The sequence below is a fragment of the Kitasatospora sp. NPDC096077 genome (assembly GCF_040303245.1).
Taxonomy (GTDB): Bacteria; Actinomycetota; Actinomycetes; order Streptomycetales; family Streptomycetaceae; genus Kitasatospora.
In genome coordinates this window covers 109,311-129,475 of record NZ_JBEOSV010000004.1, presented here as the reverse complement: position 1 = coordinate 129,475, position 20,165 = coordinate 109,311, and the positions used below count along the sequence as shown (strand labels likewise).

General features: G+C 72.4%; 21 protein-coding genes. 5 read left to right on the top strand and 16 right to left on the bottom strand.

All coding sequences use genetic code 11. The annotated features are described in order from the left end of the window. Positions 1-152: 152 nt before the first annotated feature. Entirely contained in the window at positions 153-1,268 is a 1,116-nt protein-coding gene (locus ABTZ03_RS05995; RefSeq protein WP_350511635.1) for a M56 family metallopeptidase, read from the bottom strand. Next, entirely contained in the window at positions 1,268-1,684 is a 417-nt protein-coding gene (locus ABTZ03_RS05990) for a BlaI/MecI/CopY family transcriptional regulator (RefSeq protein ID WP_350511634.1), read from the bottom strand. Before ABTZ03_RS05990 ends, ABTZ03_RS05995 begins: the two co-directional genes overlap by 1 nt. A gap of 126 nt (positions 1,685-1,810) precedes the next feature. Here ABTZ03_RS05990 and ABTZ03_RS05985 point away from each other — a divergent pair, with 126 nt between their 5' ends. The 3 genes from ABTZ03_RS05985 (at position 1,811) to ABTZ03_RS05975 (ending at position 3,807) form a co-directional block, all read left to right on the top strand. Continuing rightward, positions 1,811-2,479: a DedA family protein gene (locus ABTZ03_RS05985; protein WP_350511633.1), complete on the top strand. Its 669-nt coding sequence runs from the start codon at positions 1,811-1,813 to the stop codon at positions 2,477-2,479. Next, complete coding sequence (locus ABTZ03_RS05980) at positions 2,479-3,147, top strand: phosphatase PAP2 family protein (RefSeq protein WP_350511632.1); 669 nt, start codon at positions 2,479-2,481, stop codon at positions 3,145-3,147. Before ABTZ03_RS05985 ends, ABTZ03_RS05980 begins: the two co-directional genes overlap by 1 nt. 144 nt (positions 3,148-3,291) lie before the next feature. Continuing rightward, positions 3,292-3,807, top strand: coding sequence for a pyridoxamine 5'-phosphate oxidase family protein (locus ABTZ03_RS05975; protein WP_350511631.1), 516 nt, complete (start codon positions 3,292-3,294; stop codon positions 3,805-3,807). A gap of 5 nt (positions 3,808-3,812) precedes the next feature. On the opposite strand, the gene ABTZ03_RS05970 is transcribed toward ABTZ03_RS05975, so the two are convergent. The 11 genes from ABTZ03_RS05970 to ABTZ03_RS05920 form a co-directional block, all read right to left on the bottom strand. Next, complete coding sequence (locus ABTZ03_RS05970; RefSeq protein ID WP_350511630.1) at positions 3,813-4,448, bottom strand: hypothetical protein; 636 nt, start codon at positions 4,446-4,448, stop codon at positions 3,813-3,815. A gap of 78 nt (positions 4,449-4,526) precedes the next feature. Beyond that, positions 4,527-4,886, bottom strand: coding sequence for a hypothetical protein (locus ABTZ03_RS05965; RefSeq protein ID WP_350511629.1), 360 nt, complete (start codon positions 4,884-4,886; stop codon positions 4,527-4,529). Further along, positions 4,816-5,103 (bottom strand): hypothetical protein, encoded by a 288-nt coding sequence (locus ABTZ03_RS05960; RefSeq protein WP_350511628.1) that lies wholly within the window; start codon positions 5,101-5,103, stop codon positions 4,816-4,818. The genes ABTZ03_RS05965 and ABTZ03_RS05960 overlap by 71 nt, the downstream gene beginning before the upstream one ends. Positions 5,104-5,109: 6 nt before the next feature. Further along, positions 5,110-5,514, bottom strand: coding sequence for a hypothetical protein (locus tag ABTZ03_RS05955; protein WP_350511627.1), 405 nt, complete (start codon positions 5,512-5,514; stop codon positions 5,110-5,112). Between the two features lie 96 nt (positions 5,515-5,610). Further along, a complete protein-coding gene (locus tag ABTZ03_RS05950; RefSeq protein ID WP_350511626.1) occupies positions 5,611-6,252 on the bottom strand; it encodes a hypothetical protein in 642 nt (213 codons plus the stop codon). A gap of 175 nt (positions 6,253-6,427) precedes the next feature. Next, on the bottom strand, positions 6,428-6,748 hold the full coding sequence (locus ABTZ03_RS05945; protein ID WP_350511625.1) for a DMT family transporter: 321 nt from the start codon (positions 6,746-6,748) through the stop codon (positions 6,428-6,430). A 7-nt stretch (positions 6,749-6,755) separates the two neighbouring features. Continuing rightward, positions 6,756-7,460, bottom strand: coding sequence for an HAD family hydrolase (locus ABTZ03_RS05940; protein WP_350511624.1), 705 nt, complete (start codon positions 7,458-7,460; stop codon positions 6,756-6,758). 83 nt (positions 7,461-7,543) lie between these two features. After that, complete coding sequence (locus ABTZ03_RS05935; protein ID WP_350511623.1) at positions 7,544-8,629, bottom strand: ABC transporter ATP-binding protein; 1,086 nt, start codon at positions 8,627-8,629, stop codon at positions 7,544-7,546. 94 nt (positions 8,630-8,723) lie between these two features. Continuing rightward, entirely contained in the window at positions 8,724-9,533 is an 810-nt protein-coding gene (locus ABTZ03_RS05930; RefSeq protein ID WP_502894399.1) for an ABC transporter permease, read from the bottom strand. Beyond that, entirely contained in the window at positions 9,533-10,525 is a 993-nt protein-coding gene (locus tag ABTZ03_RS05925; RefSeq protein ID WP_350511622.1) for an ABC transporter permease, read from the bottom strand. Before ABTZ03_RS05925 ends, ABTZ03_RS05930 begins: the two co-directional genes overlap by 1 nt. A gap of 6 nt (positions 10,526-10,531) precedes the next feature. Continuing rightward, positions 10,532-11,698, bottom strand: a complete 1,167-nt coding sequence (locus ABTZ03_RS05920) for an ABC transporter substrate-binding protein (protein ID WP_350511621.1) — start codon at positions 11,696-11,698, stop codon at positions 10,532-10,534. A 386-nt stretch (positions 11,699-12,084) separates the two neighbouring features. Here ABTZ03_RS05920 and ABTZ03_RS05915 point away from each other — a divergent pair, with 386 nt between their 5' ends. Next, on the top strand, positions 12,085-12,864 hold the full coding sequence (locus ABTZ03_RS05915; RefSeq protein ID WP_350511803.1) for a GntR family transcriptional regulator: 780 nt from the start codon (positions 12,085-12,087) through the stop codon (positions 12,862-12,864). A 70-nt stretch (positions 12,865-12,934) separates the two neighbouring features. On the opposite strand, the gene tmpA is transcribed toward ABTZ03_RS05915, so the two are convergent. Next, positions 12,935-14,533: a 2-trimethylaminoethylphosphonate dioxygenase gene (tmpA, locus tag ABTZ03_RS05910; protein WP_350511620.1), complete on the bottom strand. Its 1,599-nt coding sequence runs from the start codon at positions 14,531-14,533 to the stop codon at positions 12,935-12,937. A 268-nt stretch (positions 14,534-14,801) separates the two neighbouring features. On the opposite strand from tmpA, the gene ABTZ03_RS05905 reads away from it, so the two are divergent. Next, the gene (locus ABTZ03_RS05905; RefSeq protein WP_350511619.1) at positions 14,802-16,442 is read left to right on the top strand and encodes an APC family permease; all 1,641 of its coding nucleotides are present in this window, start codon (positions 14,802-14,804) and stop codon (positions 16,440-16,442) included. Positions 16,443-16,525: 83 nt separating this feature from the next. On the opposite strand, the gene ABTZ03_RS05900 is transcribed toward ABTZ03_RS05905, so the two are convergent. Beyond that, entirely contained in the window at positions 16,526-18,766 is a 2,241-nt protein-coding gene (locus ABTZ03_RS05900) for a transglycosylase domain-containing protein (RefSeq protein WP_350511618.1), read from the bottom strand. Positions 18,767-18,972: 206 nt separating this feature from the next. After that, complete coding sequence (locus ABTZ03_RS05895; protein WP_350511617.1) at positions 18,973-20,058, bottom strand: pyridoxal-phosphate-dependent aminotransferase family protein; 1,086 nt, start codon at positions 20,056-20,058, stop codon at positions 18,973-18,975. Positions 20,059-20,165: the final 107 nt, after the last annotated feature.

Here is a 20,165-nt window from a genome sequence, read left to right as displayed (position 1 = left end):
CGCGTCGGGGTCGACGCGCTGACGAAAGCGTACGGGTGCGGTGGGCATGTGGGGACGGGGTCTGCCAAGTCCGGATACCGGTCGGTACGGAAACCGTTCCGAGGTGGTGCGGTGCGCTGTCCCGGGGCGGGTCCTAGGCCGTCGGAGCCGTCCTAGCGCTCCGTGCCGGGTTCGTGCTGGGCGGTCTCGACGGTGTGGTGGAGGTCGGCGGTGGCCTCCAGGGTGGCGCCGGTGGTCAGGGCCAGGCAGGCGGCCAGGGCCAGGGCGACGGCCCGCAGCCGGGTGGCCGGGGTGGTGGAGGGGCGGGGCTGGAGCAGTGCGGCGACCCGGCGCGGGACCGGGCCGGAGTGGGCGGCGGCGACCAGTCGGGGGCGGGCCGGCCAGGGCGAGCGGCTGGCGGCGAGGGCGGCCCGGCCGACCGCGCGGGCGGTCACGGCGCGGTCGCCGACCCGGGCGGCGGCCACCTCGTCGGCCCAGCGCTCCAGGTGGTACCCGAGGGGCGCGCGCAGCGGGCGGAGCGCCGGGTGGAGGTCGGCGGCGTGCTCGGCGAGGGCGAGGAAGACGTGGTGGCGGCCGGTCAGGTGGGCGCGCTCGTGGGCGAGCAGGGCGGAGCGCTCCGGCCCGCTGAGGGCGCGCAGCATGCCGGAGGTGACCACGATCCGCCCGGGCTCGCCGGTCCGGCCGGGGCGGCCCAGACGGCCGGGGAGGGCGAAGGCGTCGGCGCGGTCGTCGTCCAGCACGGTGAGCGGGTGCTCGGCGGGGTGGCGCAGCCGCTCCAGGGCCTGCCGCAGCCGGTCCGTGGCGCGCGCCCGGCGCACGGAGGCGCTCCGGGGGCGCATGTCCGGATGCTGGTCGGGGGCCGTCTCAGTGGCCGTACCGGGGGCCGTCGGAGCGGTCCCGGCGGCCGTTCCGACGGGCAGTGCGGCCCGGGCGGCCCGCAGTTCCCGGCGGCGGCGGCCGACGGTCCGGACCGCCAGGGCGGTGAGCGCGGCCAGCGCGAGGCCGGCCACGGCCGCCGCGAGCGGGGCGCCGGGTGCGTCGGCGGTGAGCCAGGGCAGCGAGAGGTGGCCGAGGGCGGCGACCGGGGGCAGCTGGAGCAGTCCGGCGGCGGCGAGCAGTCCGAGCGAGCAGAGGGTGCCGCCGGCCAGGACGGTGGCGGTGCCGGCCAGCAGCCAGGCGGCGGCCCGGGGCGGCAGCGCCTCGGCGAGCCGGCGGGCCAGCGGGGCGGTCAGGAAGGGCAGCAGCAGCGGCGCCCAGACGGCGATCATCACGGCGCGTCCGCCGATCCCGGTCGTGGACCGTCGCCGCCGTTGCCGTCACCGCCGCCGAGCAGGGCGCGCAGCAGCTGCTCGTCCTCGGCGGAGAGGTCGGACACGAACCGGGCGAGCACGGTGGAGCGGTCGGCCTCGCGGCCCAGCTCGGTGTGCATCCGGCGGGCGGCGAGGCCCGCGGTGTCCTGGACGGTCGGGGTGTAGGCGTAGGCGCGGCCCGCCCGGGTGCGCTCGACCGTCCCCTTGTCGTGCAGCCGGGCCAGGATCGTCGCGATGGTGGTGCGGGCGAGGTCCCCGCCGAGCGCCGTCTGGACGTCCTGCGGAGTCATCGGCTGCCGGGCCGACCACAGGGCGGCCAGCACCTCGGCCTCCAGCTCCCCGGCGGGCCGGCGGGCGGACGGTACGTCGGACATGGCGGCGCTTCCTCCAGCTTTCGTCTACAGTCATGTAGACCGTCTACGTCACTGTAGACGGTCCGGGCGGGTCCCGCGGCGAACCGCGGGGAAACCGCCCTCCAACGTACGGGAGGTCCGCCAGCCTTGCTCCAGTTCCCCGCCGATCCGGCCGCTCACCTCGCGGTGAACGTGCTGGACGCCTCCTCGCTGCTCGCCGCCTTCGGCGCACTGGGCATCGCCGTGGTGCTGTTCGCCGAGACCGGTCTGCTGGTGGGCTTCTTCCTGCCCGGCGACTCGCTGCTGTTCACCGCGGGCCTGCTCTGCGTGCCCGGCGCCACCAAGGGGCCGCAGCTGCACCTGTGGCAGGTGATCCCGGCCGCCCTGGTCGGCGCGCTCGCCGGGGCCCAGGTCGGCTACCTGATCGGCCGGCGCGGCGGCCGGGCGCTGCTCGCCCGCACCCGGCGCAAGGGCCTGCTGGAGGGCGTGGCCCGGGCCGAGGAGCTGCTCGCCAAGTACGGGCACGGCAAGGCGATCGTGCTGGCCCGGTTCATCCCGGTGGTCCGGACGGTGCTCAATCCGCTCTGCGGCGTACTCGAAGTGCCGGTTCGCTCGTTCACCTTCTGGCAGGTGACGGGCGGCGTGGTCTGGACGGTCGGCGTGGTGCTGGCCGGGTACGGGCTCGGATCCTCGATTCCCGGCATCGACCAATATCTGCTGCCGATCATCGGTCTGGTAGTAGTTGTCTCCGTGTTCCCCATTGTTCTCGAACTGTTCCGCGCCCGTAAGGCGCGCCGTCACGGAGGTGACGTGTGATGTCCTCTCGGGCCCTGGCCGTCTACGACGGCAGCGGGATCGACGGCGGTCTCTACACCCGGGTCAACGGGTGGGCCCAGTCGGCCCCGCACTGGCTGGACGACGTGATCAAGGTCTGGTCGGCGATCGGCCTCGGCCTGTTCGCGCTGTTCATGCTCTACGCCTGGTGGCGGGCGCGCGGCGCCGACTCCGCCGTGATGGCCCGGGTGCTGGCCTCGCCGGTGATCGTGGTCGTCGCCTACGGGGTCAACTCGGTGCTCAAGGGCATGGTCGAGGAACTCCGGCCGTGCGCCCAGATCAAGGGCAGCATCTCGCTGGAGACCTGCCCGGCCGCCGGGGACTGGTCCTTCCCGAGCAACCACTCGGTGATCGCCTTCGCCGCCGCGATCTCGCTCTGGTTCGTCAGCCGCCGGCTCGGCGTCGTCGCCACCGTCTTCGCGGCGCTGATGGCCGCCTCCCGGGTCTGGGTCGGCGTGCACTACCCGCACGACGTGGCGGTCGGCGCCCTGGTCGGCATCGTGGTCGCGCTGCTGCTGGCGCCGCTGGCGGGCCGCTGCGGGCCGCTGGTGGACCGGATGCGGTCCGGCGCGCTGCGCCCCCTGCTGGGCCCCGGCACGCCGCCGGTGGTCAGCCGCGGCTACGCCTCGGCCGGGGCGCGGCAGTACTAGTCCGTGACCTGTCGGCCCCTTGTCCGGTTTCGGACGGCGGGTGGAGCATATGAGCCGGGTGCGGTGCCCCTGACGGGGGCGCCCGCCCGGCTCAGTCGTGTCCGGGGCACGAAGGCGCCGGGCGCCAGCGGAGGGGAGTGCCGAATGCCGTACCGACTCGACATCACGCAAGGGGACTGGCCGGGCGACCTGCTGAACAAGGGCGTCGAAGGGCTGCTCGCCGAGGCCATGGTGCTCACCCTCGCCACCGCCGGCCACGAGCACGGGCCGCACGCCAACCTGGCCTTCTTCGCCTACGACGAGGACCTCGTCCTGTACTTCGTCAGCGAGCGCTCCACCCGGCACAGCCACCACCTGGCCGACGAGGCCCGGGCCGCCGCCACCGTCTTCCTGCCGCCGCCGGCCTTCGGCGAGCACCTGCGCGGCCTCCAGCTCACCGGCAGCGCGAGCGAGGCCTGGGGGCGGCAGGCGGAGGCCGCGCTGACGGCGTACCAGGGGCGCTACCCGGCCTTCGCCCAGGACGAGGAGGTCCGGCGGCAGTACCTCACCGGGGGCGGCGCGGCCGCGCTGTACCGCTTCCAGGTCGAGGAGCTGACGGCCGTCGACGAGCCGAACTTCGGGCGGCGCAACTACCTGCGGGCCCGGGTGGTGCGGGGGTAGCCGCGCTACGCCCCGCCGAGGGCGCTCCCGCGGCGGAACGGGACCCGGCGCGGCCGGCCGTTGCGGGCCACCGCCACTCCGAGGCCCGCGACGGCGGCCATCAGCACGGCGTCCAGGGCGGCGGCGATCGTCAGGTCCTTGGCGAAGTCCACGTCGCCCGGGGCGGTCGCGGCCGCGACGCCCTCCGGGTCGAAGCGGATCACCACCCGGTCGCCGACGGCGTGGGAGTGCAGGCCCCCGTACACCGTGCCGTTGGGGATCGGCAGGCCGAGCGCGCCGACCAGGTCGTAGGTCGAGTTCGGATGCTTGTCGCCGGGGTGGTCGTGCGCCTCGGCGACCGTCGCGGTCACGGTCAGCCCACGGGCGTTCAGGATCACCGCGTCCCGGGCCGAGATCACCTCCCCGAGCGCCCCGCCCCACAGCGCCACCGAGAGGATCGCCGCCCAACACCCCACCGGACCTCCCAACAACCGGACCAGCCCGACGATCCAGGCCACCCCGATCACCAGCCCGAGTAGCCAGGCCGTACCGAGCCCGACGTACGTGCTCACCGCCACCAGCCCGAACGTCCCGGCCGGCACCGCCGCCACCAGGGCGGCGGTCAGTACCACCGTCCTGCGTCTCGTCCGTTCCCGTGCCATCTGCTCCCCCGCTCCTCGGTGCGCCGGGGCGGAAGCGTACGCCCCGATTCCGCTGGCCTCCGGGGCGGGGGCGGATCCTCAGTCGGGCGGCAGGGGGAGTTCCCCCTGGTCGAGGAAGAGGAAGGCGTGGAGCTTCTCCAGGTACGCGTACATCTCCTCGTCCGTTTCGAACTCGATGAACGTGAGGTCGCAGTACTCGCCCGGGGTCATGCTCCGTTCGGCGATCGTCCGGGCGAGGCTCCGCTCCACGTCCTCGCACCAACTGGACGCCCGCACGGTGCTCTTGAGGCGGGCGAGGGTGCCGTAGGCGACCTCGACATGGAGGTACGTCTCGATGAAGCCGGTCAGCCGGCGGTCCGCGGTGTCCTCAGTCGGGCGGGACGGGGACTTCCTCGGCGCCGAGGAGGAGGTACGCGTGAACCTTCTCCAGATACGCATACATCTCCTCGTCGGTCTCGAATTCGACCCAGGTGAGCTCGCAGTACTCGCCTAGGGTGAGATCCCGCTCCTCGAAGAGTTGCGTGAACCACCTCTGCAGATCCTCTCCCCAGGCCGGGTTGGACCTGCTGATGGTCGTCTTCAGGCGCTCCATGGAGGAGAAGGCCATCTCGACGTTGAGGTACTGCCGCATGAATCCGGCGAGTTCGGGTTCCATGTGATCTCAGTCGGGTGCGAGCGGGATTTCGGTGGCGCCGAGGAAGAGGTATGCCCGGACTTCTTCCAGGTACGCGTACATCTCCTCGTCGGTCTCGAATTCGATGAAGGTGTGGTCGCAGAATTCGCCCCGGGTCGCGGTCCGTTCCGTGAGCAATTCGTCGAACAGTTTCCTCAGGCGCTCACTCCAGTTCGGCAGGCCTGTGACGGTCTGCTTGAGGCGGTCCACATATTGTGCGGTCTCGATGTTGAGATAGGACTCGAAGAATCCTGCCAGGTAGGAGTTCATGGGAGTCCTCAGGGGCTCCTTGAGCGCCTTGCTCCGGTTTTCGAAGGTCGGTGCGACGTCCGTCAGTTCGCCCGGCCGGATCTTGAACTCCGGTCCGCCGGCCTTGGCTGCGTCGTCACCCACGGCTGATCCCCCTGCACTGTCCGTCCATCGGAGATGGTGCGAAGAACAGGACGGTCGGTGGGCCGACGGGGTTTCAGGGCGGCGGAGTGAGGCGCGTCACGTGCCCCGGCGGTCGGTGGGGCGGCGGACGGACCAGAGGATGATGCCGTCGAGGACGGCGTTGAGGGCGAGGAAGCCCAGGAAGGGGGCGGGGGAGTCGGCCTCGCCGGGGAGTTCGGGGGCGACCCGGCCGCTCGGGTCCATTCGGACGGTGATCACGTAACCGGGCTGGAAGCGGGCCGTGTCCGGTCGGAGGTCGCCGCCGGGGACGGGGACGCCGTCGGGGGTGGTCAGGGCGTAGGAGCGGGACACGGCGCCCCGGTTGGACTTCTCGATCCGCTCGGCGCGGACCACGGCGGTCACCTCGCTGCCGGAGCGCAGGATCAGGCCGCGCCAGGCGTTGGCCCCGAGCAGGTAGGCGAACAGGCCGGTGAGGGTCATGATGGCGAGGCAGCCGGTCAGGGCCTTCTGGAAGGCGGGGTTGCGGACGGCCTCGCCGCGCAGCGTGAAGACGGCGATCAGGGCGGCGGGGTAGAGCAGGCCCAGGACGACGGCGAGCCGGCGGTCGAGGTACACGTCCACGGCGATGACGCCGAGGATCAGGCCGGTGGACAGGCCGATGACCGCCAGTGCGTGGCGGAGGCGGCGGTACCGGTCGGCGCTGCCCTGGACGACGTACCCGGTCGTGAGGACGGCCATGGAGCACCCCCGTTGTCGCCGGTCTGCTGTCGGCGTGAGGTTAACTCCGCCGTTCCGTACGGAGGTTGGGCTTTGACGGATCCCGTACGGGGTCGATACGGGTTCCGTACGGCCGGGGCGGGCGCCGGGGTGTCCGGCGCCCGCCCCGGTCCGGAGAGCGGATGGTGAGGGGAGGTCAGTGACCGCCCTTGAGGTTGAGCACGACCACCCCGACGATGACCAGCGCGAGCCCGACCCACTGCAGCCGCCCCAGCGACTCGCCGAAGGCGACCACGCCGATCCCGGCGACCGCCGCCGTCCCGGCGCCGGACCAGACCGCGTACGCGACCGAGACCGGGATGTGCTTGAGCGCCCGGCCGAGCAGGTAGAAGGACAGCGCGTAGCCGACCCCGACCGCGAGGCTGGGCCAGAGGCGGGTGAACCCCTCGGTGAGTTTGAGGCAGCTGGTGGCGCAGACCTCGCTCAGGATGGCGAGGGTGAGCAGAACGTAGGGCATGTCGCTGTCAAACGGCCGGGGCGGCGCTGAGCTTCCCCAGCAGTGCGAGGTCGACCAGTTCCAGGCTGTCCAGCAGGGTGATCCGCTCGCCGTCCGGGATCGGGACGGCGGTGGACGGCACCGCGAGCACCGCGCAGCCGGCCGCGGCGGCGGAGGCGACGCCGGTCGGGGTGTCCTCGACGGCGACGCAGGCGGCCGGGTCCAGGCCGAGCCGCTCGGCGGCGGCCAGGTAAGGGTCCGGCGCGGGCTTGGTGCGCGGGGTGTCCTCGGCGGCCATGGTGACGGCGAACCAGTCGCGGCCGATGGCGGAGAGGACGAGGTCCACCACCAGGCGCGGGGAGGCGGAGACCAGTGCGGTGGGCACCCGGGCCTCCCGCAGGGCGGCCAGCAGGGCCAGCGCGCCGGGGCGCGGCACCGTCTCGGCGGCGACCTTGGCGGCGAAGGACTCGCCGAGCACCAGGGCGAGTTCGGCCTCGGTGCGGTCGGTGCCGCTGACCCGGTGCAGGTGGGCGGCAGTGTGCTCGACGGCCTGGCCGAGCACCTCGGGGGCGTCCTGGTCGGTGAGCGGGTGGTCCAGCTCCTCGGCGAGCTCGGCGGCGGCCTGCCACCAGAGCTGCTCGGTGTCGACCAGGGTGCCGTCCATGTCGAAGAGGACGGCGGCGGGCGGGGCGGGGACGGACGGGACGGGGACGGACGGAACGGATTCAGGCATGGCGGTACCTTCGGGTGTTCTTCAGAGGGTGCAGTGGCGGTACGAGGATCTCAGCGGGTGCCGGACCCCCGGACGGCGGGGGTTCAGACGGTGCGGCGGTCCACCAGGACCGGGCGCTCGGGCAGCGTGAGCTCGGCGCGCGAGCCGGCCGGCAGGGCGGCGGCGGCCTCGGTGGGCAGGTCGGCCTTGACCTCGGTGCCGTCGGCCAGTCGGACGGTGAGCCGGCTGACGGCGCCCAGGAAGGACGCGGTGACCACCTGGGCCGGGCCGTCCGCGGCCGGGGTGAGGAGGACGTTCTCCGGGCGGACCAGCACCTGCAGCTCGCCGTCGGCCGGGATCTCGCCGTCCACCGCGTGCCGGCGGCCGAGCACCTCGACGCCGTCCGAGGTGCGGGTGCACGGGATGCGGCTCATGGTGCCGACGAACTCGGCGACGAAGGCGGTGGCGGGCCGGCCGTACAGCTCGGACGGGGTGGCGCACTGCTCCAGCTTCCCGGCCCGCAGCACCGCGACCCGGTCGGCCATGGACAGCGCCTCCTCCTGGTCGTGGGTGACGAACAGGGTGGTGATGCCCAGCTCCTGCTGGAGGCGGCGGATCTCCTCGCGCAGCTGGAGGCGGACCTTGGCGTCCAGCGCGGACAGCGGCTCGTCCAGCAGCAGCACGCGCGGCTGGAGGGCGAGTGCGCGGGCCAGCGCGATGCGCTGCTGCTGGCCGCCGGACATCTGGTGCGGGTAGTGCTCGGCGCGGTGCGGCAGGCCGACCAGCTCCAGCAGCTCCCCGGCGCGCTTGCGGCGCTCGGCCTTGCCGGTGCCGCGCATCCGCAGCCCGAAGGCGACGTTGTCCAGCGCGGTCAGGTGCGGGAAGAGGCTGTACGACTGGAACACCATGCCCGCGTCGCGCTTGTGCGCCGGGATCGAGGTGATGTCCCGGCCGTCGACCAGCACCTCGCCGGAGTCGTGCTGCTCGAAGCCGGCCAGGATGCGCAGCGCGGTGGTCTTGCCGCAGCCGGACGGGCCGAGCAGGGCGAGCAGTTCGCCCGGGTTGACGGTCAGGTCCAGGCCGTCGAGGGCGGTGGTGGCGCCGAACGCGCGGCGCAGCGAGCGGAACTCGACGGTGGCGCTGCCGGGGGCGGTCGAGACGCCGTCGGCGAGGGCGGTGGCCGTGGTCATGACTGGTGACTCCTGGAGAACAAGGGGGTTTCGGATCAGGACCGGGCGGCCGGGCCGCCCTCGGTCGGGGCCGGGCGGCGGTGCCGCCGCCGGGTCAGGACCGGGCGGCCTTGCGGCCCCGGCCGACGGCGGACATCAGCAGCAGGACGAGCCAGACGATCAGCAGGCTGAGCATCGACACCGCGACGGACATCTGGCCGTCGCTCTTGCCGTTGGAGTTGATCCACACCGAGAAGGGGGTGAAGCCGAGGATGGACGCGGTGGTGAACTCGCCGAGCACCAGGGCGACGGTGAGCACGGCGGCGTTCAGCAGCGAGCTGCGCAGGTTCGGCAGGACGACGGTGAACACCGCGCGCAGCCAGCCGGCGCCGCAGTTGCGGGCGGCCTCGACCAGGGTGGCCACGTCCACGCCGCGCAGTCCGCCGTCGATGGCCCGGTAGGCGAACGGCAGCGCCATCAGCACGTACGCGATGATCAGGACGATCGGGAAGGCCGGGTCCTGGATGGCCACGATGGTCTGGAACAGCGGGGTGTCCTGGAGGTAGTCCGGGCCCCAGCGCAGCACCCCGATGATGCCGGTGGTGAGCGCGACGACCGGGACGACCAGCGGCATCGAGCACATGATCTCGATCACCGGGCGCAGCTTGGGCGCGCCGAGCCGGGCGGCGAGCACCGCCGGGACCAGCAGGAGCAGCAGCACCACCACGGTGACGGCGGCCAGTTCGAGGCTGAGCACCAGGCTGTCGGTGAAGCCGGGGGCGCTCACCAGCTGGGTGTAGGCCCGGAAGGTGGTGCCGCCCTTGTTGTCGTCGATGCTGAACCACAGCGAGGCGGCCATCGGCACCGCGAAGTAGATCCCGCAGATCAGCAGGACCAGCCCGCGGCCGAAACGGATGCGATTGATCAGGCGAGCCACTTGGCACTCCGGCGCTGAAGGGGCAGGTACACGGCCATCACCAGGCAGGCGACCACGATCATGTCGAGGCCGAGGGCGAGGGCGAGGTTGCCCTGGCCGACCAGGACGTTGCCGGACAGCGCGTCGCCGATCTGCATCGAGATCAGCGGCACCGAACTGCCCACCATGGCCTCGGCGGTGGCGTAGGCGGCGAAGGAGGCGCCGAACAGCAGCACGAAGCCGCCGAGCAGCGAGGGCAGCAGCACCGGCAGCGCCACGTGCCGCCAGTACTGGAGGCCGGTGGCGCCGTTGTTGGACGCCGCCTCGCGCCACTGGGTCTTGAGGCCCTCCAGGGCCGGGGTGATGGTGATGACCATCAGCGGGACCAGGAAGTACAGGTAGACCACCGACAGGCCGGTGAAGGTGTAGAGGTTCCAGCCGTGCTTGGTCAGGCCGAACTTCTTGGTCACCTCGCCCGCGTTGCCGAGGGTGGCGACGAACATGAAGGCCAGCGGCACGCCGCCGAAGTTGGCCAGCACGCCGGAGGCGGACATCACGGCCTCGCGGAACGCCCGGAAGCGGGAGGTCGCCACGGCCTGGGCCAGCGGCAGGCCGACCACGGCGGCGATCAGCGCGGTCAGCAGGGAGAGCTTCACGCTGCCCCACAGGGCCGTCCAGTAGGCGCCCTGGAGCGAGCCGGTGAGGTTGTCGGTGGTGAAGGTCCCACCGCCGTCGGGGGCGTCGGTGGAGGTGGTGAACGCGCCGATGGCGATGGCGACGGCCGGCAGGCCGAAGCCGATCAGGAAGAACAGGATCAGCGGGAGGGCGGCGAGCCAGGCGCGGCTGCCGCGGGCCCGGCGCTCGGCCGGACGGGGGGCCTTGGTCGCGGCGGTCTCGACGGCCGTGACGATGGTGGGGGAGGTGGTTGCGGGGCCGGGGGCGCCCCCGCCGCTCTGGGCGGCGGAGGCGTTGGCCGGCACCGGGGTGGGAGCCGTGGTCATCTCAGGTCAGCCCGCGATCGCCTTGGCCCAGTTCTCGGTCACGGTCTTCTTGGCCGCGTCCGTCTGGTCCTGGGTCGGGAAGGTGGTGAAGGGCTTGTCGACGACCGGCAGCTTGGCGGCGGCGGTGGCGTCGAGGGTGCCGGCGGCCTTCATGGCGTCGAACAGGGCGGGGGTGGCGTAGCCGCCGAGGAAGCCGTTCTGGCCCTGGGCGCTGTAGAGGTACTCCTCCCACAGGCGCGCGGCGGCCGGGTGCGGGGCGTCCTTGTTGATCGCCTGGTTGTAGTACTGGGCGTAGGAGCCGTCCGAGGGGATGGCCACCTGCCAGTCGATGCCCTTGTCCTTGAACTTGTCGCTGTAGCCGGCGTTCAGGTACGACCAGTCGATCGAGATCGGGGTCTCGCCCTTCTCGATGGTCGCCGGGGTGACCTCGACCGGGTTGAAGTTGCCGGCCTGCTTGACCTTGCCGAAGAAGTCGATGCCGGGCTGGATGTTGTCCAGCGAGCCGCCGTTGGCGAGCGCGGCCGCGTACACGGCGCCGAAGGCGGCACCGGCCTTGGTCGGGTTGCCGTTCAGGGCGACCATGCCCTTGTAGTCGGGCTTCAGCAGGTCGGCGAAGGTCTTCGGGCAGACGGACACCTTCTTGGCGTCGCAGCCGATCGACATGTAGCCGCCGTAGTCGTTGTAGCTCAGGCCGTTGGCGTCCTTCATGGTGGCCGGGATCTTGTCGAAGTCGGCGACCTTGTAGGGGGCCAGCAGGCCCTGCTTGCCGGCGCTGATCGCGAAGGCCGAGCCGAGGTCGACGACGTCGGGGGCGCGGTCCTGGCCCTTGCGGGAGGTGATCGCGTTGATCTCGTCCTGGCTGGCGCCGTCCGGGTTCTCGTCCTCGATGTCGATGCCGTACTTCGCCTTGAAGTCGTCCATCAGCTTGCCGTAGTTCGCCCAGTCGCGCGGCAGCGTGATGACGTGCAGCTTGCCCTCCTTCTTGGCGGCGGCGACCAGGCCGTCCATCCCGCCGAAGTCGGCGACCGAGGTGGCGGTCTTGGCGTTCTTGGCGCCCGAGGCGTCGTTCGACTTCGCGGAGGTGGAGCCGGCGGAACCGCAGGCGGTGAGCGACAGCGCGGCGGCGGTCAGGACGGCCGCGAAGGCGGCGGAACGGGCACGGTGCACGGACACGGGTCAGTCTCCTGATCGGGTGTACTGCGAGGGGGGTGCTGCACGGGAGTGGTGTCGGATCTGATCGGGGGATCGATCGTGCGAGTGGCCGTGGCGCGGATCCGTCCGGCGTCCGTCAAGGGTCCTTGTCGCCTTCGTCCGGTATCCGTTCGGAACCGTCCGAGTTGACTAGCCAACTTCGCTGACGGAGGTAAGTAACCCGGAGTTCGGTGACGGGAAGGTGAACGGACGGCCCAGAACCGGGGTCGGCTGCGGGAACGGTGGAATCCGGCCATCGGAGCGTGATCCGTTCGGTGCGATGCTCGAACTGCGCAGCGGGATAAGGTCGGGCTGTCCGCGCCGGTACGGCTGCGCAGGACACCGCCCCAGGAGGGACATTGACTGACGTGGCAGTGGAGCCCGGGCGCCCCGTGGAGCGCGAGACCGGAGCTCTGTACCGCAAGGTGGCCGCCGATCTGCGCGAGGCCATCACCACCGGCGCGTACGGCGAGGCGGGCCGACTGCCCGCCGAGGGTGCGCTGGCCGAGCAGTACGGGGTCTCCCGCGGCACCGTCCGGCAGGCGCTCGCGGTGCTGCGCTCGGACGGGCTGGTCACCTCCCGCCGCGGCACCCGGCGGGTGGTGCTCGGCGGGGCCCGGGTGCAGAGCTTCTCCGAACTGCTCAGCTTCACGCACTGGGCGTACTCGATGGGCGAGGAGCCCGGCGGCATCCTGGACTCCCTGGTGCGCCGCCCGGCCGACGCCGCCGAGCGCGAGCAACTGCGCCTGGAGCCGGGCGCCGAGGTGTACGTCACCGTCCGGCTGCGGACGCTGTCCGGCACGCCGGTGATGGTGGAGCGCACCGTCTACCCGCCCCGGGTCGGCGAGATCGTCGCCGAGCTGCCGCCGGACGTGGTCTCGCACACCGAGGTGCTGCGCGAGCACGGCATCCTGTTCACCGACGCCGACCACACCATCGACATCGTCGCCGCCAACGGGGAGGACGCCCGGCTGCTCGGCTGCCGCCGGGGCGGGCCGCTGCTGCGCGAGCGGCGGCGGACGACCGACCCGACCGGCACCCCGGTGGAGTGGTCCCAGGACCGCTACCTGCCCGGGACGGTGGCCTTCAGCGTGCACAACTCGCTGGCCACGTCGGCGCTTTCGCGGCACGCCCGGGAGCTGGACTGAACTCCCGGGCGCGGCGGTGCGATTGGGGCCGGCACGTGACGTTCGGCGTGTGACGTTCGGCGCGTGACGTTCAGCGCATGAGCGAGGCGAGCAGCGGGCGGTAGTGGTCGAAGCCCGGCGTCCCGGCGCCGGCCTCCTTGGCCTGATCGTCCCAGCGGCGGACGGCCACCGCGTCGACGGCGCCCGGGAGTTCGGCGAAGGCGGCGGCCTCCCGCCCGTCCATCGGGCCGCCCTGGACCCGGAGGGTGTACTCGGAGGCCTCGGAGAGCTTGGCGCGGTAGTCGGGCTCGACGGCGCACAGGTAGCGCTTGGCGGCCACGTGCAGCCGCACCGGCTCGGTGACCTCCGGGCCGAACCAGCGGGCCAGCCGGTCGGCGCCGGTGTGGCTGTGCCGGTTGTCCTGACCCTCCATCAGATCCCGTCCGTGGGTGGACTCCTGGCCGTGCTCGTCGAAGAAGTGGCCGACGTCGTGCAGCAGGGCGGCGGCGACCAGGTGGTCCGGGGCGTTCGCCGCCTCGGCGGCCGCGGCGGCCTGCAGCATGTGCTCGGCCATGGTGACCGCCTCGCCCAGGTACTCCCCGGCGCCCTGGCCCGCGAACAGCCCGGCCAGCTCGTCCAGGGCGGCGGTGCGGCGGTGCAGCACGGCGAGGGTGCCGGCCAGCGAGTCGAGGTCCGCGTAGCAGCCCTGGAGGTGCCGGTGGCCGTCCTGCTGGAACGCCGTACGGGCGTGCATCAGCCGGGTGTTGTCGAAGATCAGGCAGTCGCCGGGGCCGAGCCGGAAGGTGAGCTGGAGCTCGGGGCGCAGGGTGATCGCGGCGAAGCGGCGGTACGCGGCGTAGAAGGCCGTCAGCTCGTCCGCGCCCGCGCGCAGGGTGCCGATCGAGCGGTTGTTGAAGCGCACCTCGCGGATCCGGCCGAGCGGGTCCACCTCGATCAGCGGGCGGTCGGCGCGCAGCTCGGTGCGGCGGTCGCGGAAGACGAAGGGGACGGGCGTGCGGGTGAGGGTGGCGAAGGCCTCGGGGGCCTCGTCCCGGAGGACCGCCGCCGCCTTGAAGCCGTCCACCAGGCCGGAGTCGCCGCCGGTGGCCGAGTTCTCCAGGCAGTGCAGCAGCTGGAGGGTGGGCACCGGGTCGCGGTAGGGGTTGTCGGTGTGCGGGGCGATGGCGACGCTGGTGAAGGCCAGGTTGTTGGGGTCGGGCTCGACCCGGACGTCGAACAGCTCGCCGTAGTTGGTGACCCGCACGTAGCCGAAGCTCTCGGCCACCCGCAGCACCTGGCGCTCCACCGTCGGCACCCCGCGCAGCAGGGCGAAGCCGCTGCGCCGGACGGCGGCGAGGACGGCGGCCTGCTCGGCGGGGTCGGTGAGGTACGCCTCCCAGTCGGCCTCGGGGAGGCCGCGGGCGAAGTCGGCGGCGGTCCACAGCCGCTTGTCCCGCTCGGTGCGGCCGTCGCCGTCGGCCTCCTCGGCGAGCCAGGCGAGCGGGTAGCGGGAGCGGTGCCCGTCCGACCAGAGCACCTCCAGGTTGCCGTCGATCTCCTTGCTCGCGGCGAGGGCGAGGTCCGCGGGCAGGTCGTCGATCTGGAACAGCTTCTGTCCGTTGCGCGGGTCCCGGCACTCGGCGCAGGGGCAGTTGTCGCGCAGCCAGTAGGGCGGCGGTTGCTCGGTCATGGGTGTCCTCCTCGGCTGGCCTTTCGGGGTGAAGTTGTATAGCCAACTTCATCCGCTTGGCCGGAGCTTGCCTGCCTTCGGTGAGGAGCGCGTGCCGGGCGGGTGAACGCCACGGGAACTGTGTCGGGAGGTGTCGGCCGAAAGCGGTCGCGCGGGCGTCCGGCCGTTCGGGTGAGTGCGCAGGTCGGGGGGTGTGTTCGGGGGAGGGGGCGAAGGGGGCTGCGGCACTGTCGGGGTGGATTTCCCCCCGACGCGAGAGGTGGCCGCGATGGCGCACAGGACGGACCCGGGACCGGCGGCCGAGGGGCACACCGGGCTCAGGCGCGAGGTGGGGGTCGCCGGGCTGCTGTGGGCCTCGGTGGGGGCGATCATCGGGTCGGGGTGGCTGTTCGGGGCGCAGAAGGCGGCGGTCGCGGCGGGGCCCGCGGCGATGCTGTCCTGGGGGATCGGGGCGGTGGCGATCGTCCTGTTGGCGCTGATCCACGCCGAGTTGGGCGGACTGTTCCCGGTCGCGGGCGGGACCGCGCGCTACCCGCACTACGCCTTCGGCGGGTTCGCGGGGATGTCCTTCGGCTGGTTCACCTGGCTGCAGGCGGCGACCATCGCGCCGATCGAGGTGCAGGCGATGATCAACTACGCCCAGCACTGGAGTTGGGCGGACGGCCTGCTGCACCGGAACCTGACGCTGACCGGCACCGGGTTCCTCGTCGCGGCCGCCCTGCTCGGGGTGTTCGTGGCGGTCAACTTCCTCGGCGTCCGGCTGCTCGCGCACACCAACAGCGCCGCCACCGTCTGGAAGGTCGCCATCCCGCTGCTGACCGTCTTCGTCCTCGGGCTCACCGAGTTCCACGGCTCCAACTTCAGCGTGCACGGCTTCGCGCCGGACGGCGCCAAGGGCGTGCTGGCGGCGATCAGCACCAGCGGGGTGATCTTCGCGCTGCTGGGCTTCGAACAGGCCATCCAGTGGGCCGGGGAGAGCCGCAACCCCACCCGGGACATCCCCCGGGCGGTGCTCGGGTCGGTGGTGATCGGCACGATCGTCTACCTGGCGCTCCAGGTGGTCTTCATCGGCGCCCTGCCGCCCTCCACCTTCACCCACGGCTGGAACACCCTGACCTACCCCGGGATCAGCGGCCCGTTCGCCGGCCTGGCGACCCTGATCGGCCTGGGCTGGCTGGCCACCGTCCTGTTCATCGACGCGGTGATCTCGCCGGCCGGCACCGGCCTGGTGTATATCACCTCCAGCTCCCGGGTCACCTACGGCCTCAGCCGCAACGGCTACGCGCCGCGGGCCCTCCAGTACACCGACCGGCGCGCGGTGCCCTGGCTCGGCCTGCTGATCGCCTGGATCGCCGGGGTGCTCTGCTTCCTGCCGTTCCCGAGCTGGCAGCGGCTGGTCGGCTTCATCACCTCGGCGGTGGTGCTGATGTACGCGGGCGCCCCGCTGGCCTTCGGCGTGCTGCGCAAGCGGCTGCCGACGATGGAGCGTTCGTACCGCCTGCCCGGCGGCGCGGTGATCTCACCGGCCGCCTTCGCGGTGGCGAGCCTGGTCATCTACTGGTCCGGCTGGGACACCCTGTGGCGGCTGGGCCTGGCGATCCTGATCGGGTACCTGCTGCTCGGCGGGTACTCCGCCCACGCCGTGTCGAAGGGGGTGCCGAACGCGCCGCGGATGGATTTCCGGGCCGGGCAGTGGCTGCCGGTCTACCTGATCGGGATGGGGGTCGTCTCCTGGCAGGGCACCTTCGGCGTGGGCGCCCGGGGCAACCTGCCGCTGTGGTGGGACATCGCGGTGGTGGTGCTGTTCTCGCTGGCCGTCTACTACTGGGCGCTGGCGGTGGCGCTGCCGGCGGAGGAGATCGAGCGGAACATCCGCGGCGTCGAGGTGGTGGACCCGGGCGGGCACTGAACGGCCGCTTCCCGCACAGCACTTCGCCCCGCCGAGCACAGCACTTCGCCCCGCCGAGCGCAGCGCTCGGCGGGGCGGAGTCGTCAGTGCTGCTGGTCGGACGGGGCGGTGGCCGGGGCGCCGGTCCCGGCGCCCGGGCTGGTGCCGGGGCTGGTGCCGGGGCTGGTGCCGGTGGTGCTCGGGTCGGGCTTGGTGACCGGGTCGGGGATGTCGGCCATCGGCAGGGACTGCTTGGGCGTGCCCCGCAGGGCGTCGTTCATGGCGTCCCGCCAGATCGGGCCGGGGCCGTCGGCGCCGAACACCTCGGAGTGGTAGCGGCCGTTGATGGTGATGTTGCGCATCTCGACGCCGCCCGCCGGTCCGCCCAGCCAGACGGAGGTGGCGAGCTGCGGGGTGTAACCGCTGAACCAGGCGGCCTTCTTGTGGTCCGAGGTGCCGGTCTTGCCGGCGATCTGCCGGTTGCCCTCCAGGTTGAGCGCGGAGCCGGTGCCGTCCACGGTCACGCCGTTCAGGATGGTGTTGATCGCCTCCGCGGTGTCGTCGGAGAGCACCTTCTCGCAGTGGCCGGCCGGGACGGGCACGTCCTTGCCGTCCACGGTGGTGATCTTGTTGATGGCGAGGGTGTTGCAGTGGGTGCCCTCGGCGGCGAAGGTCGCGTAGACGTCCGCCATGGTCAGCGGGCTCATCTCCTCGACGCCCAGGGCCATCGAGGGGACCTCCTCCAGCGGCTTGCCGCTGGCCTTGGTGGTGATGCCGAACTTGTTGACCATCTGCTTGACCGCGCAGAGGCCGATCTCCTGCTCCATCTGCACGAAGTAGGTGTTGATCGAGCGCGCCATGGCCTCCTTGAGCTGGTAGGGGCCCTTCTCGTTCGGGGACTCGTTGGGCACCACCGTCTTGGGCCGGCCGTCGTTCCGCCAGGTCCCCTCGCAGGTCTTCATGGTCGGGTACTCCAGCTTGTTCGGCGCCGAGTACTCCTTGGTCGTGGACAGGCCCGCCTCCAGGGCCGCGGCCGCGACGATCGGCTTGAACGTGGAGCCGGGCTGGAAGCCGGTGCCGCCGCCCATCGCGGCGTCGACGTTGAGGTTGACCACGGTCTGGTTCTTGGTCGTGTCCAGGCCGTAGGGGCGGGTCTGGGCCATCGCGAGGATCTTGCCGGTGCCGGGCTCGATCATGCTGGCGGCGGCGGAGACGGAGTCGGTGACCTTCACGTTGCTGCTCACCGCGTTCTGGGCGGCGGCCTGCTTGTCCGGGTCGAGGGTGGTGTAGATGTTCAGGCCGCCCTGGTCCCAGACCTTCTTGCGGTCCTCGCTGCTCTTGCCGAAGGCCGGGTCCTGCTTGACCACGTGGCGGACGTAGTCGCAGAAGAAGCCCAGGCCGGCCTTGGCGGTGATGCAGCCGTTCTGCGGGTCCTTGTACTTCAGACCCAGCGGGGCGGCCTTCGCCTCCTTCGCCTGGTCGGCGGTGATGTGCTTGTTCTCCAGCATCTTGTCGATGACGGTGTCCCGGCGCTTCTGGGCGGCGCTCGGGTGCAGCTTGGGGTCGTACTGGGACGGGTTCTGGACCAGTCCGGCCAGGGTGGCCGCCTCGGCGACGGTCAGGTCCTTGTTGCTCTTGCTGAAGTAGCGCTGGGACGCGGCCTCCACGCCGTAGGCGCCGTTCCCGTAGTAGGTGATGTTCAGGTAGTTGGTGAGGATCTGGTCCTTGGGCAGTTCCTCCTCCAGCTTGACGGCGATCTTCAGTTCCTGGATCTTGCGGCCCAGGGTCTTGCGCTGGGCCTCCTGGACGGCGTCCTTGTCGTCGCCGGCCTTCTCCACGTTGACGTTCTTCACGTACTGCTGGGTCAGCGTGGAGGCGCCCTGGGAGGCGGTGCCGCTCTCCGCGTTCTTGCCGAGTGCGCGGACGATGCCCTTGACGTCGACGGCGCCGTGCTCGTAGAACCGGGCGTCCTCGATGTCGACCTGGGCGTGCCGCATGAAGGGCGACATCTGGTCGGCCGGGATGACGGTGCGGTCGCGCTCGTAGACCTTCGCGATCAGTCCGCCCTTGGCGTCGAAGATCTGCGTCGCCTGGGTCAGCGGCGGGGTCTTGAAATCGCTGGGGATGTCGTCGAAGCCCTCCGCCGTGTCCTTGGCGGTCAACCCGATGCCGCCGGCGACCGGCAGGGCGAGGCCCGCCACCAGGACGCCGGACACCACGCTCACCCCGAGGAAGGTCGCGCCGAAGCGGACCAGCCGGAGCGGCGAGTTGCGGGACGGGCGGGAATCCGCGGTGTCGTCGGCGGAATTCCGTGTGGTCGATATAGGAGGGCGATTTGAGTCCACAACACTTTGATGTCGCGGGTGTGGAGAAAGGTTGCACGCGGAGTGCTCGGAGGGGCCGAAGTGGGCCTTATGCGGTCGGAGTTCCGTTTTGTGCAGTGCCCGGCCCCGGGACAGCGCTCCGCCCCGCCGGGCGGTGGTCCGGCGGGGCGTCGTTCGGCGGGGTGTTGCCCGGTGGGGTGTTGTTCGGTGGGCGAGGCGGTGGCGGACTACACCCCGGCGGTCGCGGTCCAGGCGGCCTCGGCGGCGGCCAGGGCCGGTGCGGCATCCGCCCCGGTCGCGCCGGCCAGGGCGGTCAGGCAGGCGAGGACGGTGTCCAGCGAGGCCGCCCGGCCGTAGTGGTTCACCCGGAGCATCTCGGCGGCCAGCGCCCCGCCGCCCGGCTGGACCGGCAGCGCCGGGTCGAGGCCGGCCGCGAGTTCGGCGGCGTGCAGGCCGGCCGCGGTGCGCAGGGTGGTGGCGACCGGGGCCGCGTGGGCGTCCTGGTGGACGAACGGGCTGAGCGTGCCGAGCGCCCGGGCGCCGGCCCGGGTGGCGGCGGAGGCGGCGCGGTGGCGGGCGATCACGCTGGGCAGGCCGTCGGCGGTGATCCGGTCCAGGCAGGCGCCGAGCGCGAGCATCTCCAACTGGGCCGGGGCGTGCGGGAGTACGGCGCGGCCGGCGTCCGTCCAGCGCTCCTTCCAGTCGAGCAGCGACAGGTAGGAGCGGCGCGGCGCGGCCGGGTTGGCGGCGATCCGCTCCCAGGCGCGCTCGGAGACGGAGACGGCGGAGACCCCGGCCGGGCCGCCCATCGCCTTCTGGCCGCCGATGACGCACAGGTCGATGCCCCACTCGTCGGTGAGCAGCGGCTCGGCGGCGACCGAGGCGACCGCGTCGAGCATCAGCAGGGCGCCGTGCGCGCGCACCACGGCGGCGATCTCCGCGACCGGGTTGGTGTTGCCGGTGGCGGCCTCGGCGTGCACCAGGGAGACGAAGTCGATCTCCGGGTGGCGGGCGAGGGCCTCGGCGACCTGCTCGGCGCCGACCGCGCTGTCGAAGGGCACGGCCAGGTCGACCACCGTCGCGCCGCAGGAGCGCAGCCAGTTGCCGAAGGTCTGCCCGTACGGGCCGGTGACGATGTTGAGGGCGGTGGAGCCGGGGTGGGCGGCGCCGCGGATCGCGGCCTCCAGCGGGAGCAGCGCCTCGCCCTGGGTGACGATGACGTCGGCGTCGGTGTGCAGCAGCGCGGCCACCTGGTCCTCGATCGCCGCGAACCCGGCGGCGCTGAGCGGGGGGAGGTCGAGGAAGGGGCTCACGGTGCAGAACCTTTCGGGTGCGGGCCGGGTACGGATCGGTGGGTGCCGGAACGAGTGTGCCGCATTTTCACTGCTTACAGGTCACGGTCGCGTCGGTAGAGTGCGGC